The organism is Salininema proteolyticum (assembly GCF_042685645.1).
GTDB lineage: Bacteria > Actinomycetota > Actinomycetes > Mycobacteriales > Micromonosporaceae > Salininema > Salininema proteolyticum.
Genome location: NZ_JBHUNX010000001.1, coordinates 2,729,605 through 2,744,818 on the forward strand (window position 1 = coordinate 2,729,605; position 15,214 = coordinate 2,744,818).

A 15,214-nucleotide genomic window follows, 5' to 3' on the forward strand; every position below is an offset into this window, starting at 1 on the left:
GGTCCTCTCAAACGTGGCTGGTGCAATCTGGGATTGCCCTGGGCGGGTGTTCTTTTGCTGGCTGTCAGGCCCCCGCGGCGGGGGCCTTCCGGGTCTCGCGCAGGTACGCGATCTCCTTCTCGAAATCCTCGATCGATGCGAACGAGCGGTAGACGCTGGCGAAGCGCAGGTAGGCCACCTCGTCCAGGTCTCTCAGCGGGGTCAGGGCCGCCAGTCCGACGTCGTGGCTGGAGACCACGGCGACTCCGCGGGAACGGATCTCGTCCTCCACGGCCTGGGCGAGTTTGGCCACGTCGTCGCTGTCGACGGGGCGGCCCTGGCAGGCCTTCATGACACCGAGGGCCACCTTGGCCCGGTCGAAGGGCTCGGTCGTCCCCGAGCGCTTGGCGACCTCCAGGATGAACTCCTCGAAGGTGTTGAAACGCTTGTCGCAATTGAGGCAGATGCGCCGGCGGCGTATCTGCTTACCGTCCTCAACGTCCCGGGAGTCCACCACTCTGTTGTCGGGGTGGCGACAGTACGGGCATCTCACGGAGGTTCCTCCTCTGGCGGCGATTCGGCGCGCACCCGTCGGAGGCGGACCGGGGGCCCGGCGTTCCGGCGGGTGGGTTCTCCCCATGGATCACCCTAGGGAGCGATGGCTGGAAAACCCAACACCTAGGGAACAATAATACATCGGGACACAACATCTTGTGTTGAGTTTAGCGCAGAGGCCCCAGGGGAATTTTACGGAGGCGCCCTCTAGGAGACCATACGCACTCTCCGAGAATCATGCCTCGGGGGTCCGACGTGGGAGCCGATACAGGGCCCGGCCCACTCGTCCGGGGCGGCACCGCCACCCCGTCGGGGGACGCCGCGGACACGGCGGGCGAATGTCCGACACCGCACGTGCCATGGGGTACAGGAGCCCGTAATCGCGACACGCCGAGATCGCACTCATGTTTGACTTGAAGAAGTCAGTAGGTTACATTCGCGGAATCAGACATGCCGTCCAATAATGTCATATACAGGAGTCAACCGTGGCTAACGAGACCACGACCGTTCCGGCGAAGAAGCGGAAGCTGACGCGCCGGCAGCAGCAGGTCCTCGAGTACATCGAGGAGTTCATCAACAACCGCGGATATCCCCCCTCCGTTCGAGAGATCGGGGCCGAAGTCGGCCTCGCCTCGGCCTCCTCCGTCGCCTACCAGATGAAGCAGCTCGAGAGGAAGGGCTACCTCTCCCGTATGGCCGGGCGCCCGCGCGCCGTGGGCGTGCGCCAGCAGACTCCCGGCGGCGTCCAGACCTGCTCGCAGCACCCGCGCCCCCGCTACGTTCCCATGGTCGGCGAGGTCGCCGCCGGGCAGCCGATCCTGGCCGAGGAGCGGGACTACGACGTGATGCCCCTGCCCACCGAGTTCGTCGGCGAGGGCGTCCACTTCCTCCTGAAGGTCAAGGGCGACAGCATGGTCGAGGCCGCCATCTGCGACGGCGACTGGGTCGTCGTACGCCAGCAGCCCGACGCCCTGAACGGCGAGGTCGTCGCGGCCATGATCGAGGGCGAGGCCACCGTGAAGACGTGGCGGCGCCACAGCGGGCAGCAGTGGCTGCTCCCCGCCAACCGGCACTACGACCCGATCGACGCGAGCAACGCCGAGATCCTCGGCCGTGTCGTCGCCGTGATGCGCAAGATCTGACCGCCCGCGGGGACTTCAGCACCCGCCGGGCAGCGGAGCCCGCGAGGCACCGGCGTCCGCAGGGCCGTCGCGCCCTCAGACCGCCGCCATCAGCGGCATCTCCGCTCCGAACGTCGACTCCGGGCGACCGATAGAACGCCGTCCTCGCGATGGCAGCCGCAATGGCGCGTTCGAAGCGCCCCTACCGTCGCGCCCGCTGAGGCGGCCGAGCCGCGAGAAAGCCGGACCGCATCGGCCCGGAAACGGAGAGGCCCGACCAGAGCCTTCCACTCCGCGGCCACCGAGGTGCACAACGCGTTCGCGACGGCGTGGCGAACGCCTGTCGCCGCGCCCGACCAGAAACCGCCGTATGAGGAGGCGAAGCCTCCACACCGGACCGGTGACCGGGAATTCCGACCCGCGCCGGGCCTACACGTCCCGGCCTGTTCCGACCGAACCGGGTCAGACTCAGAACCGGACCGGGCTAACTCCAGTAGTCGTCCTCGTCCGGCAATCGGTCGGACCGGTCGCCACCGTAGACGGAGCCGCCCTTGTCCGGTTCCGCGCCGGAGGGCGCTCCATACACCGAACCCTGCCCGGGAGCACCGGATCCGCTCTCGGGCCGGGGCTCGGCCGGACCCGAACCGCCGGCTCCGTATATGGAGCCGCTTCCCTTGCCGGAGCCGTACACCGAACCGGTCGGGCTCGCGCCCGCCGGACGGCCGCCGTTGTCGGCGCCGGAACCGTAAACGGACCCGCTCGGCGACGACGAGGCGGGCGACCCGTAGGTCGATCCGCCGCGGTTTCCCGGCCCCTGACCCGCTTCGCCCGGACCGGACCTCCCCGGGCTCATCGCCCCTTGGCCGTTGTTCGCGGCGCCGTAGGTCGAACCGCCCGAGCCCTGCCCGGTGTTTCCTCCCCCGGACCCGTAGGTGCTGCCCTGCGGGCGCGGAGGATTCTGAGGGCTGGGCGGCTGCGAAGCCGGGGCGCCCTGCGGACTGGGAGGGGCCTGCTTCGAGCCGTAGACCGCGCCGGCCGCCGCCCCGCGCCCCTGGTTCTCGTCCTGCTTGCCGCCGTAAGTGCTTCCCTTGGCCGGGCCGCTCGCTCCGGCTCCGTACACGGCGCCCTTGGCCCCGTCTCCTCCGGAGCCGTAGGTCGTGCCCTGTCCGGGCTTGTCAGCGCCCGCACCGTAGGTCGTGCCCGAGGCGGAATCGCCGTCTCCTCCGCCGTAAGTCTTTCCCCCGGGCTGCCCGGCGCCGTACACCTGCCCCGATCCGGCCGGCCCCGCTCCCTTGCCGGCACCGTAGACGCTTCCCGCCTCACCGGCACCCTTGTCGGCCCCGTACACCTTGCCGGAAGGGCCCCCGTCGCCGTCGTCCGCGGCCGAGGCGGCTCCCGCCGCCGCACTGCCGGCGGCACCGCCTGCCGGACCGCTTCCGTAGACGTTCCCGGCGCCGGCCTTCTTGGCGACCCTCCCCAGGTCCTCGTCGGGCGCGCCGGAGTCCACGCCGATCTTCACCATGTCTCCGTCGTCGTCGGTGAAGAAGCCGTCCGTCGACGCGTCGGCGTCGGCGGGGTCCTCCTCCCCCGCATCGTCACCGGCCCCGCCTTTTCCCTTGCGGCGGCGGCCCCCCTTCGCGGTCATCTCACCGCGGCGGTACTTGCGCATGTAGAAGATGCCGACGCCCATGAGGATCGCGCCCACCAGGGCGATCACGACGAGGGCCTTGACGATGCCGCTGGGGCCGAGGTTGTCGAGGATCCAGTCGAGCATGCTGCCGCCCTCTTCGGACTCCGAGGCGGCCCCGTCCTTCTTCTCGTCGCCCTCTTTCTCCTTCTCCGCCGCGGGGATCTCCGCCGCTTCGTAGGCGTTCACCGTGGAGGCCGCCTGGCCTCCCTGCGTCAGGGTCGCGAACTCGCCCTCGCCCTGGTAGGTGATGCCGCTTCCGCCGGATCCGTCGTCCAGTTCGGTCACTCCGGGCTCGGACTCCCCGACGGCGTCCCAGTCGGAGGGGTCGACCTTGTACTCGAAGGCCTTGGAGGCGCTACGAAAAACGACCTTCTCGCCCTTGGGGTCGAAGGCCGCCGCGTTGATCTGGGCCGACTCGGGAAGCGTCACCGAGCCGACCGCGTCCAAGGGGGTCTGCTGCTCTTGGTAGTCGTCGTCCGTGCCGTAGACGTCGAGGGTCTCGCCCTCGGAGACGAAGAAATAGGCCTCGCCGTCGGGCGTCACCGTGGCCGCGTCGAACTCCTCGACGTCCGAGGGGAACGCGAAGCGGAAGATCTGGAACTCGCCCGTGGCCGGGTCCATCGACGTCATGGCCACCTGGTCGCCGGGCCGCTGCTCCCCGGGGATGAACCCGGTGTCGGCCAACCAGACGCGTCCCTGCGAGTCGGTCGACAGCCCCGTCGGAACGTAGGGCGTGTGCGTGATCTGCACCGAGGTCTGTTCATGGACGTTGCAGTCCGAGCCGACGCGGAAGAACTGCGTCCCGCCGAAGTGGGCCTGGTCGTCCCCCGCCGGAACGACCCACCAGCCGTCGTCGGCGGCGGCGAGCGCCACCGAGTTGTTCAGGCGGATGTCGTTCAGAGTGCACGCCGTCTCTCCACTGCCCTCTTGCGCCTGGGCGGTCGCCGGGAGCAGGGGGGCGGCCAGTCCCGCAGCGGCCGCCAGCGCAACGGCGATTACGTTTCGAATGGATGAGTGCAGTGGACGCATTCGATTAGTGTTGCAGAACACCTGGTGGCCCCAAGAGCAGACCCCCGCGACAGTTGACAAATAACACTGATCCGCGGAGACGCGAAGAGCGCCTTCCACCGGGCGTTTCCCGTTCTGAGAAATTATCTCGCGAATTTTCAACGGGCGCTTCACCTCGTGCGTATCCCTCGAACGGGCCATCCCCACAGGTACGGACATCGAAGGGTCTTAGTCCGAATGTCCGGACTTCACCCCTGTTGTTACACGAAGGGCGTGCGCCCGCCGTACTGTTCGGAGGACACACGCCCATTCGCTGTGCGTATGCGTTTCATTGCTTCACGTCGTCATCGCGTCCTATTCGTCCGCCGGCCGGGCCCCGCCGTCGCCGTTCAGGAACGGCGCGAGCTCATTGGCCAGCGCTCCGCCCACCCGGGCCTGCACGTGCGTGCCCTCAGGAAGGTGCTCGACCTCGAGGATCTCCCCGTGCTCCCGAATCCGGGAGACGAGATCGCCCCGCGTGTAGGGGACGACGGCGTCGACGGTGACGCTGGGCCTGGGAAGCTCCGCGTCGATGCGCTCCTTGAGCTTGTCGATGCCCTCGCCCGTGTGCGCCGAGACGAACTCGGCCTGGGGCCAGTCCGACCGCAGCCGCATCATGTCGTCAGGGTCGGACGAGTCGATCTTGTTGACCACCACGATCTCGGGAATGTCGTCGGCGCCGACCTCGGCGAGCACGGTGCGGACGGCTTCGGCCTGGCCCAGCGGGTCGGGGTGGGAGCCGTCGACGACGTGCAGGACCAGGTCGGACTCGGCGACCTCCTCCAGAGTGGAGCGGAACGCCTCGACCAGCTGGTGGGGCAGGTGCCGGACGAACCCGACGGTGTCGGAGACCGTGTACTGGCGGCCCTCGTCGGTCTCGGTGCGCCGCGTCGACGTGTCGAGCGTGGCGAACAGGGCGTCCTGCACCAGGATCCCCGCACCGGTCAGCCGGTTCAGCAGGCTGGACTTGCCGGCGTTGGTGTACCCGGCGATGGCCACTGAGGGGACCTCGTTCTTGGCGCGCGATTCGCGCTTGGTCGCACGGGTGATCTCCAGCTTGGCCAGTTCCTTGCGGAGCTTGGCGATCCGCGCCCGGATGTGGCGGCGGTCGGTCTCCAGCTTCGTCTCACCGGGACCGCGCAGTCCGACGCCGCCGTTGGCTCCGCCGGCCTGCCGGCTCATGGCCTCGCCCCAGCCGCGCAGGCGCGGGATGAGGTACTGCAGCTGAGCCAGTTCGACCTGCGCCTTGCCCTCGGCGGACTTGGCGTGCTGGGCGAAGATGTCCAAGATGAGGGCCGTACGGTCGACGACCTTCACGTTCACGGCCTTCTCCAGGGCGATCAGCTGCCCGGGGGTGAGCTCTCCGTCGCAGATGACCGTGTCGGCGCCGGTGGCCTCCACGACGTCCTTGACCTGCCGCACCTTGCCGGAGCCGATGAAGGTGCCGGAGTCGGGCTTGTAGCGGCGCTGCAGGAGGCCGTCCATGACCTGCGACCCGGCCGTCTCGGCGAGCGCGGCCAGCTCGGTCATGGAGTTCTCGGCGTCGGCCAGGGTACCCCGGGTCCACACGCCCACCAGGACCACCTGTTCCAGCCTCAGGCGGCGGTACTCGGCGTCGGTGACGTCCTCCAGCTCGGTGGACGCGATGCCTCCCACTCGGCGCAGAGCCTGGCGGGCCTCGAGGTCGAGGTCGCCTGTGGTGGGGTCGTACTCGGGCCCGTAATCCACGTCTGAAATATTCATGTCACCTCTTATTATCCTGGCGTGTCCACGCCGTCACAACTCTTGGCGGCATGCTGCGCCAAGCTTGTCATGTTTGCCACGGGTTGGCGAATTCTTTTAGAGGAAACCACAACGGTCATCCCACTCTGACCTGGCCTTACGGGGCGTGTCGCATCACGCTCCCGACCCGGTGAGCGCGCGCTCACCGGACGGTGGTGGCAGAATTAAATCCTGTTCACAAGACCAGCACATCGACGTGGTTACCGAGGAGAGCAATGTCTGACACCAGCCTGCCCAGCGCCGGGTTTTCCATCACCGTCCGCCTGGCCCTGTCCGCCGATCCGGGCGCGGCGGGCCGGCTGGCGACCGTCGTGGGGCAGGCGGGCGCCATCACCACCGCCCTGGACGTCGTGGAGTCGGACGCCGACCGCATGGTGGTGGACTTGACCTGCGATACGACCGACTCGCACCACGCCGAGCAGGTGACGCAGATACTGGCCTCGATGCCGGACTTCGACGTCAAGAAGGTCAGCGACCGGACGTTCCTGCTGCACCTGGGCGGAAAGATCGAGGTCAAATCGAAGGTTCCGCTGCGCAACCGCGACGACCTGTCCATGGCCTACACGCCGGGCGTGGCGCGGGTCTGCCGCGCGATCGCCGACAATCCGGACGACGCGCGCCGGCTGACGATCAAGCGCAACACCGTGGCGGTCGTCTCGGACGGCTCGGCGGTCCTGGGTCTGGGCAACATCGGCCCCGAGGCGGCCATGCCGGTCATGGAGGGCAAGGCGGCGCTGTTCAAGAAGTTCGCCGATGTGGACGCGTGGCCGGTGTGCCTGGACACGCAGGACACCGACAAGATCGTGGACATCGTGGCGGCGATGGCGCCGACGTACGGCGGCATCAACCTGGAGGACATCGCGGCGCCGCGCTGCTTCGAGATCGAGGCCCGCCTGCGCGAGCGCCTGGACATCCCGGTGTTCCACGACGACCAGCACGGCACGGCGATCGTGGTGCTGGCGGGCCTGATCAACGCGCTGCGGGTGGTCGGCAAGGAGTTCAAGGACATCCGGGTGACCGTCGTCGGCGCCGGCGCTGCGGGCACGGCGATCATGCGCCTGCTGATGCAGAAGGGCGTGGGCGACATCATCGCCGTCGACCGCGAGGGCGCGCTGTGGCGCGGCATGGACACGGACAACGAGACGTGGAAGTGGATCGCGGAGAACACCAACAAGGACAACTACTCGGGCGACCTCTCGGGCGCCGTGGAGGGTTCGGACGTGTTCATCGGCGTGTCGGCTCCGAATATCCTGAAGGGTTCGGACGTGGCGGAGATGGCCGAGAACCCGATCGTCTTCGCGATGGCGAACCCGGACCCGGAGATCAACCCGCAGGAGGCGGCGCGTTACGCGGCCGTCGTGGCGACGGGCCGGTCCGACCAGCCCAACCAGATCAACAACGTGCTGGCCTTCCCGGGCGTGTTCCGGGGCCTGCTGGACGCGCAGGCGACCGGTTGGCGCGACGAGGCGGCACTGGCGGCCTCGGAGGCGATCGCCGACTGCGTGGGCGAGGGCAAGGCCAACCCGACCTACATCATTCCGAGCGTCTTCGACTCGAAGGTGGCTCCCGCGGTCGCCGAGGCGGTCAAGAAGGTGAGCAGCGGGGTGTAGGGGAATCTCAGAAAAAAGGGGGGCCGGCTTGTGCCGGCCCCCTTTTTTCTATGGTCGCGTTCCCGCGGCCTTGCGGTGCGTGTTCTCTCAGGCGAGGGTCGTCGTTCCCTCGGCCACGACGACGGCGGGTCCGCTCAGGAAGACCGTCTCGGGCGTGATGTCGACTTCGAGGCGTCCGCCCGGGACATCGACGGTCACGTGGCCTTCCTTGGCGTCGGCGTCGTGGCGGTTCAGCGCGACCGCGGCGACGGCCGCGACGCCGGTGCCGCAGGAGAGCGTCTCCCCCACTCCGCGTTCGTGGACGCGCATGGCGACGTGCGGGTAGTGGCCGGTCACGAACTCGACGTTGACGCCCTCGGGGAAGACCTCGGCGTCGAAGACCGGCTGGTAGTGGAGGTCCAGGTGCTGCAGGTCGTCGGACTCGGAGAGCTGGCAGACGAGGTGCGGGTTGCCCATGGAGACGGACTGGCCCGCCCAGGTGTAGTGGTCGAGCGAGGCCGAGGAGGCCTCCCCGAACTCGGCGGGGCCCATGTCGACGCGGATGTTCTCGCCGTCCAGCACGGCGGTCTTGAGTCCGGCGCGCGTGTCGACGGGGATGACGTCTCCGTCGGCCAGGCCGGTGTCGAGCAGGTAGCGCACGAAGACGCGCAGTCCGTTGCCGCACATCTCGGCGATCGATCCGTCGGCGTTGTGGTAGTCCATGAACCACTCCGCCTCCGAGCCGCTCTCGGCGGGGACCACGCGCAGCAGTCCGTCGCCGCCGATGCCGCGGCGCCGATCGCACAGCAGGGCCACGTCCTCGGGTTTCAGGCTCAGCCGGCCCTCGGTGTCGGGGACTATGACGAAGTCGTTGCCGGTCCCGTGCCCCTTGGCGAAGGGCACGCCGGTCGATGCTGCATTTCGGGTCACGCTCCCAGTATGGCCTTTTCGCGACGGGTTAGCCTTGAGGCGTGACGGATTCTACTGAACTGGCTCCGATAGCGGAGGTCAAGGCCAAGTTCCCCAACGGGGTGTGGACGTCTCGGGCACGCCGCCGACTCGAGCGGCTGGTCCGGCGGCCCTCCGGTTTCGGAACCTGGGAGGGCTCGCTGACCTGGGCGGCCAGGGTCCAGGGCACCGCTGAGCCGGTCCCCTTCTCCACCCCTAGGGCGCTGCTGTTCGCCGGCGAGTACCCCGAGGCGTGGGACGCGGGCTTCGAGGGCGGGCTGGCCGAGCAGATGGCCGACGTGGAGGCGCAGACCGGACCGCTGGGCGCGGCGTTCGCCGACGCCGGCCTGCCGGTCGAACTGGTCGAGGTCGCCCCCTCGCTGGGGTCCGGCGGCCCGCTGCTGACTCCGGAAGAAGTCGAGGACGCCCTGCTGGTGGGGCGCGAGACGGCCGACGCGGCCATCGACTCGGGGGCGGACGTTCTGCTCATGGCCGGACTGGGTCTGGGCGCCGAGATGGCCGCCGTCGCCGTGTGCGCCGGGGTCCTCAAGAACGACATCGCCAACTACCTTCCCCTGAGCGCCCTCCCCGACGGGATTGTGGACGACTACTCGTGGATGGAGCGGGTCTCGGCCCTCCGCGACCACTTGGCGCTCAACCGCGGTTTCGAGCGCAAACCGGGTGAGATCGTCGCGCACGTGGCCGGCGCCGAGCTCGGCGCGATGGCCGCCGCGATCGTCACCGCCGCCTCCCGCGAGGTGCCGGTGGTGCTCGACGGTCCGGTCGCCGCCGCGGCGGCGATGCTGGCCCGCGATTTCCAGCTGGCCAGTCCGAAGTGGTGCTGCATGCCCAACCGGGCGCCGCATCCGGTGGTGGAGAAGATGGCCAACCAGGCCGGTCTGCCCGACGGGGTGGGCCTGACCCTGGACCTGGGCGACGGGGCGGGGCTCGTCCCCGGATGGACCCAGCTGCAGGCGGCCCTCGCCGTGTCGCGCGAGTACGACCGCGTGGAGAAGGCCCGCGAGGCGGAGCTGGAGGCTCTGGCCGAGAACCCGGAGCCCTTCACGGTGTAGCGGAAGCGGGGGCCGCCGAATCGCTTCGGCGGCCCCCCGCTGTGCTGTTCGAATCGTGCGGCCGGACTCCTCCGGCGGCGGATCAGCTCCGCGAGGACGACGGGAGGGTGAACTTCCCGACGGCCCCTTGCGGAACCTGGTTGCGCACCTTGGACTTTCCGGGGACGATCCCCTTGCGGCCCTGGGCGTTTCCGAGTTTCCTGCCCTTCTTCAGGGCGCGGCGCTGCTCGCGGTTGAGCGGCCGCGTCACCTGGTCGCCCTCCGGGGCAGCGGCTTCCGCGGCGGCCTCCGTGGACGTGGATCGGGCAGGCGAGTTCTGCTGAGACATGCGAATCTCCTCATTGCTTAAGACCAGAATGATGCCGGGTACGGCGAAATGACATTGCGAGCCCGGGAAACGGGCGGAGTGCGGTCGAGGAGGGCGCCGAGACGCGGCGCCGAAGAAGCCTCTCAGGCTGTGCTAAATGATCATGGACAGAACTCTACAACGGGCCCCGCGAGCGCGCAACGTCTTTTTTCGCGGGTTCCCGCCGCGGGTCTCGAAGGCGGTCGGCGGGGCCGCGGCGGTCAACACGCTGGGCCGGGCCGGTCGGCGCGGGGGTTTGGGAGGGGCGGAGCAGGTTAGGGACCGTCAGCGCAGGGCCTCGTCGAGGACGAACCGTTCGGCGTCCATCAGTCGCAGGTCGCGGGCCGGGCGGCGCAGGTGGCCCTTGCGCACCAGGCGCTCGAATACCGGGTCGCCCGCGTCGGAGAGGCGCCGGATGCCCTCGATGTGGTCGACGATGCGCTTGCGCACCACCTGGATCAGCCGCGTCCGGTCGCGCGGCGCGAGGCCGTAGGCGTCGGCGAAGAGCCGCAGGCGCCGGGAGCGGTCGGGTTTCTTCCAGCCCAGCGAGACCGAGTCGCGGTCGGTGAACAGGGGTACCCACGTCCACGCCGAGTAGGCCACGTCGTAGAGGCGTGTGCCGGGGCTGGAGAGGTCGAAGTCGATCAGGGCGAGGGTCCCGTCGGGGCGGCGGACCACGTTGTGCGGGGCGGCGTCGTGGTGGCAGATCACCTCGGTGTCCGGGGGCGGGGCGCCCAGGGAGCGCCATTTCGCCCCCTGCGGGGGTTGGAAACCGTACTGGTGGTCGTGGAAGGCGCGCAGCATGCGGGCGACGTCGACGAGGGTGTCGTCGGTCGTCCAGTGCGGGGCGAGCGGGTATTTGCCCGGCTCGCCCTCGACGAAGGAGAGGACCTCGCGGTTGTGCTCGTCCACCCCCAGTGCCTTGGGGGCGCCGACGAAGCCCGACTTGTCCAGGTGCCGCAGGAGCGCGTGCACCGCCGGGGTCCACGGCCCGGTGTTGCGCCGGACGGTGTCGCCGAGGCGGACCACCGTGCTCGTGTTGCCGCCGTGGAGCGGGATCTCCTCTTGACTCACTTGCCCATGCCTTTAATCGTGCGGTCAGGGAATCCTTGTGCAGGACACCGGGGGTGGGGGCTGGATCCATCTTAGTCCGTGCCGTCAACCAGCGCGTCGACGAAGCCCTCGACCTCGAACGGGGCCAGGTCGTCGGGGCCCTCGCCCAGGCCGACGAGCTTGACGGGCACGCCCAGGGCGCGCTGCACGGCGATGACGATGCCGCCCTTGGCCGAGCCGTCGAGCTTGGTGAGGACGACGCCGGAGACGTCGGTGACCTGGCTGAAGACCTCGGCCTGGCGAAGGCCGTTCTGGCCGGTGGTGGCGTCGATGATCAGGAGGGTCTCGGTGATGGGCTCGCGCTTCTCGATGACGCGCTTGACCTTGCCCAGCTCGTCCATCAGTCCGGCCTTGTTCTGCAGGCGGCCGGCGGTGTCGACGAGGACGACGTCGGCGCCCTGCTCGTCGCCCTCCTTGACGGCCTCGAAGGCCACCGAGGCGGGGTCGGCGCCCTCGTCGCGGCGGACGACGGGGACTCCGACACGGTCGCCCCAGGAGCTGAGCTGTTCGGCGGCGGCGGCGCGGAAGGTGTCGGCGGCGCCGAGGACGACCTTGTTGCCGTCGGCGACCAGGACGCGGGCGATCTTGCCGCACGTGGTGGTCTTGCCGGCGCCGTTGACGCCGACAACGAGGACGGGGGCGGGCTTGCCCTCCGCTCCGGTGGTGTTGATGGAGCGGTCCATGTCCGGATCGAGGACGGCGGTGAGCTCCTCCCGGAGGAGGCGCTTGAGTTCGGCGGGGTCGCGGGTGCCGAGCACCTGGACGCGTTCGCGCAGGTTCTCGACGATGGCGGTGGCGTCCTGGATACCGACGTCGGCGGTCAGGAGGGTGTCCTCGATCTCCTCCCAGACCTCTTCGTCGAGCTTGTCGCTGGAGAGCAGGGCGAGGAGGCCCTTGCCGAAGACGCTGTTGGAGCGGGAGAGGCGGGCGCGCAGTCGGACGAGGCGGCCGGCGGTGGGCTCGGGCTTCTCGATCGCCGGGGCCTCCGGTTCGGAGGGCTCTTCAGCGGCCTCGGCCTCGACGGTGGTCGCGCTCGGCGGCTCGGCCTCCTCGGTCGGCTCTCCGGCCTCGACCTCCGGCTCGGCGGCGGTGCCGATTTCGTTCTTGCTGCGCGTGAGTGCCCAGGTGATCCCTGCGGCCGCCGCGATGACGACGACGGCGGCGATCAGCCAGATCATCCAGTTGTCCAACTCAATACCTCTCCATAGGGGCGGCCGTTCCGGCCGCCTCAAGATTACTAGTCCCTCGTCCGTTTCTAACTGGGCCGTGCCCGCGCGGGTGGGGGCGTCAGTTCAGGAACTCGTCCAGCTCGGACTCGGGTCCCGGCTTGGCCGGGCCGCCGGCGGCCTCGATGCGCAGCAGGATAGCCCCGCACTCCTCGCAGCGGACGACGGCGTCCAGCGGCGCGTCCAGCAGTTCCTTCATGTCGGCGGTGGTCTTCTCGATGCGGCAGGCCATGCAGCGGCGCCCGCGCAGTTCGGCCGCGGCGACGGCCTGCTTGGCGCGGATCTGCTCGTACAGGTCGACCAGGGCGGTCGGGATGACCTCGGCGAGGCGGTCTCGCTCGGTCTGCGTCTCGGCCACCTCGCGCTCGTATCCGGCGACGGCGCTCTCGTGGCCGGCCTCGCGCTTCTCCTTCTCGGCGTCCAGTTCGCCGAGCTTGGCGGTGACGACGTCGACGGCCTTCTCGAGCTTCCCGCGCCGTTCGAGCGCCTCGCGCTTGCGGTCCTCCAGGTCGGCCTCGCGGCGGGAGAGGTGTTCCAGTTCCTTCTGGAGGCGGGTCATCTCGTGAGAGTCGGCCTGCCCGGAGATCATTTCGTCACGGCAGCCGTCGGCCCGGCGGGCGACGCCGCCCAGTTCGCGGTCGGCCAGGTCGATGTCTCGGCCGAGGTCGCCGATCTGGGCCTCGAAGGTGCCCAGGCCGTCGCGCAGCTCTTCGGCAGTCCGGTCGAGGGAGTCGGTCTCATAGCGCTCGGCGGCCTGCCGGAGCCGGTAGCGCAGCTGGTGGAGCGAGCTGTCGGCCCGTTGCAGGTCGAGCAGGCGGCGCTGGTCGAAGAAGTCGGCGCGTGTCACTGGTGGTCTGCCTCCGCGTGGATCGTCCATGGGTCGGTGGGGATGTCGGAGAGGGTGACGGTCTCGGCGACATCCGACAGCTGCGCGGCGAGGGTGTCCAGCCAGGGCCTCTCGGTGGCCCAGTGGGCGGCGTCGGCGAGGGCGGGTCCGCCGTTCTCGGTGAATTCGCTCGCCGGATGGTGGCGCAGGTCGGCTGTCAAATATACATCGACTCCCGCGGCGGCGGCGTTTTTTAGATATGAGTCACCGGCGCCTCCGGAGACGGCCACCGAGGACACCTGGCGTCCGGGGTCCCCGGCCACTCTCACGCCCCAGGTCGTGGCGGGGAGGGAGGCGGCCGCATGGCGGGCGAACTCCGCCAGGGTCATCGGCTCTGGCAGCCGCCCGACACGCCCGATGCCGCGTCCGGTGCCCTCGTGCTCCTCGCCCGAGAGCGGTTGCAGCGGCGCGAGGTCGGTGACGCCGAGCCGTGCGGCGAGCGCGTCGGAGACTCCGGGGTCGGCGACGTCGGCGTTGGTGTGGGCGGTGTAGAGGCCCATGCGCTTCTCGATGAGGGTGTGGACGATCTCGCCCTTGTAGTCGGCCAGCGGGTCGAGGCTGGAGACGCCGCGCAGGAAGAGCGGGTGGTGGGTGACGATCATGGTCGCCCCGAGGTCGACGGCCTCGGCGAGGACGGCCGGGGTGAGGTCCACGGCGAGGTGGACGTGGTCGGCGGGCCCGTCGGGGCGTCCGGTCACGAGTCCGACGCGGTCCCAGGTTTCGGCCCAGTGGCGGGGGTAGATGCTGTCCAGGTGGCTGGTGATGTCGGAAATCGTCGGCACCCGGTCGATTCTAGTCGACCGGGCGCGCGACGGTCAGGGCGCTGGTCCATGCCGGACGCGCGCGGGGCCTGGCGGCGGGTTCGAGGAGTGCCGTGTCCTACCGCCGGGCGCGGGGTCGCCCTCCCTTTCAGGGCAGGCTGATGAGCGCCTGGACCGGCCAGTGGTCGGAGGGGTTGCGGCCGCCCGGCGCGGAGTAGGTGTTGACGGCCGCGGCGTGGTAGCGGATCCCGGGTTCTCCGAGGATCCAGTCGATGCGCCGGCTTTCGGGCGCCGGACGCGGTTCGGGGTCCCAGCCGTTGAAGGTCCCGTACTCCTCGGTGAGGCGCTCCTCGGCGGCGTCCCAGGAGTCGACGAGTCCTCCTTCGGTGAGGATGCGGTGGGACTCGCCGCCGGGTTCGGTGTTGAAGTCGCCGGCCACGACCACCGGCGCGTCGAAGTCGGAGGCGACCTCCAGATTGAGGGAGGCTCCCTTTTGGCGGGAGGGTTCGGAGCGGTGGTCGAAGTGGTTGTTCACCACGTAGAACTCCTTGTCCGTGAGCAGGTCCCGGAACCGCACCCAGGTCAGCATGCGGACGACGTCGTTGCCCCAGTTCTTGGAGCCGATGAGGCGGGGCGTGTCGGACAGCCAGAGGTGGTCGTAGGCGAGGACGGAGAGGCGGCGGCGGTCGTAGAGCACGCACGTGGCCTCTCCTGCCGAGCCGCCTTCGCGGCCGAGGTGGATCCAGTCGTAGGCCTGGTGGTCGGCTTTGAGGTCCTGGAGCATGTAGAAGAAGCCCTCCTGGGTGCAGAGGACGCTGGGCTGCTCGCCCTGGAGGAGGGTGCGGACGAGCGGGCGGCGGTTGTCCCAGGAGCGCGGCGGGGCGTCGGCGTCGAGGCGGATGTTGTAGGACATGATGTGGAGTCGCGGTCCGGTCGGGGGTCCGATGAGGACGGGGTAGCGGCCGTCCGCTTCCCGGGCGGTGGCCCTGTCCGCGAGGGCGGCGGGGGCCAGTGCCGTCGCGCCGAGGGCCGTTCCGGCCGCCAGCAGGTGTCGCCGGGAGAGTGGCATGGGTACTCCTTGGGTCCGATGACTGTGTC

At 69.6% G+C, this 15,214-nt stretch carries 13 protein-coding genes; 3 read left to right on the forward strand and 10 right to left on the reverse strand.

Annotated features, from left to right (window positions below; all coding sequences use genetic code 11):
• Positions 1-64: 64 nt before the first annotated feature.
• Complete coding sequence (gene nrdR / locus ACFTE1_RS12700; RefSeq protein WP_380622726.1) at positions 65-532, reverse strand: transcriptional regulator NrdR; 468 nt, start codon at positions 530-532, stop codon at positions 65-67.
• A 487-nt stretch (positions 533-1,019) separates the two neighbouring features.
• Here nrdR and lexA point away from each other — a divergent pair, with 487 nt between their 5' ends.
• Positions 1,020-1,676 carry a transcriptional repressor LexA gene (gene lexA / locus ACFTE1_RS12705; protein WP_380622724.1) on the forward strand — a complete coding sequence of 219 codons (657 nt, stop codon included), beginning with the start codon at positions 1,020-1,022 and terminating at the stop codon, positions 1,674-1,676.
• A gap of 463 nt (positions 1,677-2,139) precedes the next feature.
• On the opposite strand, the gene ACFTE1_RS12710 is transcribed toward lexA, so the two are convergent.
• Positions 2,140-4,374, reverse strand: coding sequence for a hypothetical protein (locus ACFTE1_RS12710; RefSeq protein ID WP_380622722.1), 2,235 nt, complete (start codon positions 4,372-4,374; stop codon positions 2,140-2,142).
• A 333-nt stretch (positions 4,375-4,707) separates the two neighbouring features.
• Positions 4,708-6,135 carry a GTPase HflX gene (gene hflX / locus ACFTE1_RS12715; RefSeq protein WP_380622720.1) on the reverse strand — a complete coding sequence of 476 codons (1,428 nt, stop codon included), beginning with the start codon at positions 6,133-6,135 and terminating at the stop codon, positions 4,708-4,710.
• Positions 6,136-6,389: 254 nt separating this feature from the next.
• Between hflX and ACFTE1_RS12720 the strand changes: the two genes are divergently transcribed.
• Complete coding sequence (locus ACFTE1_RS12720; protein WP_380622718.1) at positions 6,390-7,784, forward strand: NAD-dependent malic enzyme; 1,395 nt, start codon at positions 6,390-6,392, stop codon at positions 7,782-7,784.
• 87 nt (positions 7,785-7,871) lie between these two features.
• Here the strand turns inward: ACFTE1_RS12720 and dapF are convergent, their stop codons facing one another.
• Positions 7,872-8,666, reverse strand: coding sequence for a diaminopimelate epimerase (gene dapF, locus ACFTE1_RS12725; protein WP_380623112.1), 795 nt, complete (start codon positions 8,664-8,666; stop codon positions 7,872-7,874).
• A 68-nt stretch (positions 8,667-8,734) separates the two neighbouring features.
• On the opposite strand from dapF, the gene ACFTE1_RS12730 reads away from it, so the two are divergent.
• Entirely contained in the window at positions 8,735-9,784 is a 1,050-nt protein-coding gene (locus ACFTE1_RS12730; protein WP_380622716.1) for a nicotinate-nucleotide--dimethylbenzimidazole phosphoribosyltransferase, read from the forward strand.
• 82 nt (positions 9,785-9,866) lie between these two features.
• On the opposite strand, the gene ACFTE1_RS12735 is transcribed toward ACFTE1_RS12730, so the two are convergent.
• From ACFTE1_RS12735 to ACFTE1_RS12760, 6 genes are all read right to left on the reverse strand, one after another.
• On the reverse strand, positions 9,867-10,112 hold the full coding sequence (locus tag ACFTE1_RS12735; protein WP_380622714.1) for a hypothetical protein: 246 nt from the start codon (positions 10,110-10,112) through the stop codon (positions 9,867-9,869).
• A 303-nt stretch (positions 10,113-10,415) separates the two neighbouring features.
• Positions 10,416-11,204 (reverse strand): aminoglycoside phosphotransferase family protein, encoded by a 789-nt coding sequence (locus ACFTE1_RS12740; protein ID WP_380622712.1) that lies wholly within the window; start codon positions 11,202-11,204, stop codon positions 10,416-10,418.
• 71 nt (positions 11,205-11,275) lie between these two features.
• Positions 11,276-12,421 (reverse strand): signal recognition particle-docking protein FtsY, encoded by a 1,146-nt coding sequence (ftsY, locus tag ACFTE1_RS12745; RefSeq protein ID WP_380623110.1) that lies wholly within the window; start codon positions 12,419-12,421, stop codon positions 11,276-11,278.
• Positions 12,422-12,530: 109 nt separating this feature from the next.
• Positions 12,531-13,316 carry a zinc ribbon domain-containing protein gene (locus ACFTE1_RS12750; protein ID WP_380622710.1) on the reverse strand — a complete coding sequence of 262 codons (786 nt, stop codon included), beginning with the start codon at positions 13,314-13,316 and terminating at the stop codon, positions 12,531-12,533.
• The gene (locus ACFTE1_RS12755) at positions 13,313-14,119 is read right to left on the reverse strand and encodes a Nif3-like dinuclear metal center hexameric protein (protein WP_380623108.1); all 807 of its coding nucleotides are present in this window, start codon (positions 14,117-14,119) and stop codon (positions 13,313-13,315) included. The genes ACFTE1_RS12750 and ACFTE1_RS12755 overlap by 4 nt, the downstream gene beginning before the upstream one ends.
• A gap of 145 nt (positions 14,120-14,264) precedes the next feature.
• Positions 14,265-15,185 (reverse strand): endonuclease/exonuclease/phosphatase family protein, encoded by a 921-nt coding sequence (locus ACFTE1_RS12760; protein ID WP_380622708.1) that lies wholly within the window; start codon positions 15,183-15,185, stop codon positions 14,265-14,267.
• Positions 15,186-15,214 lie beyond the last annotated feature (29 nt).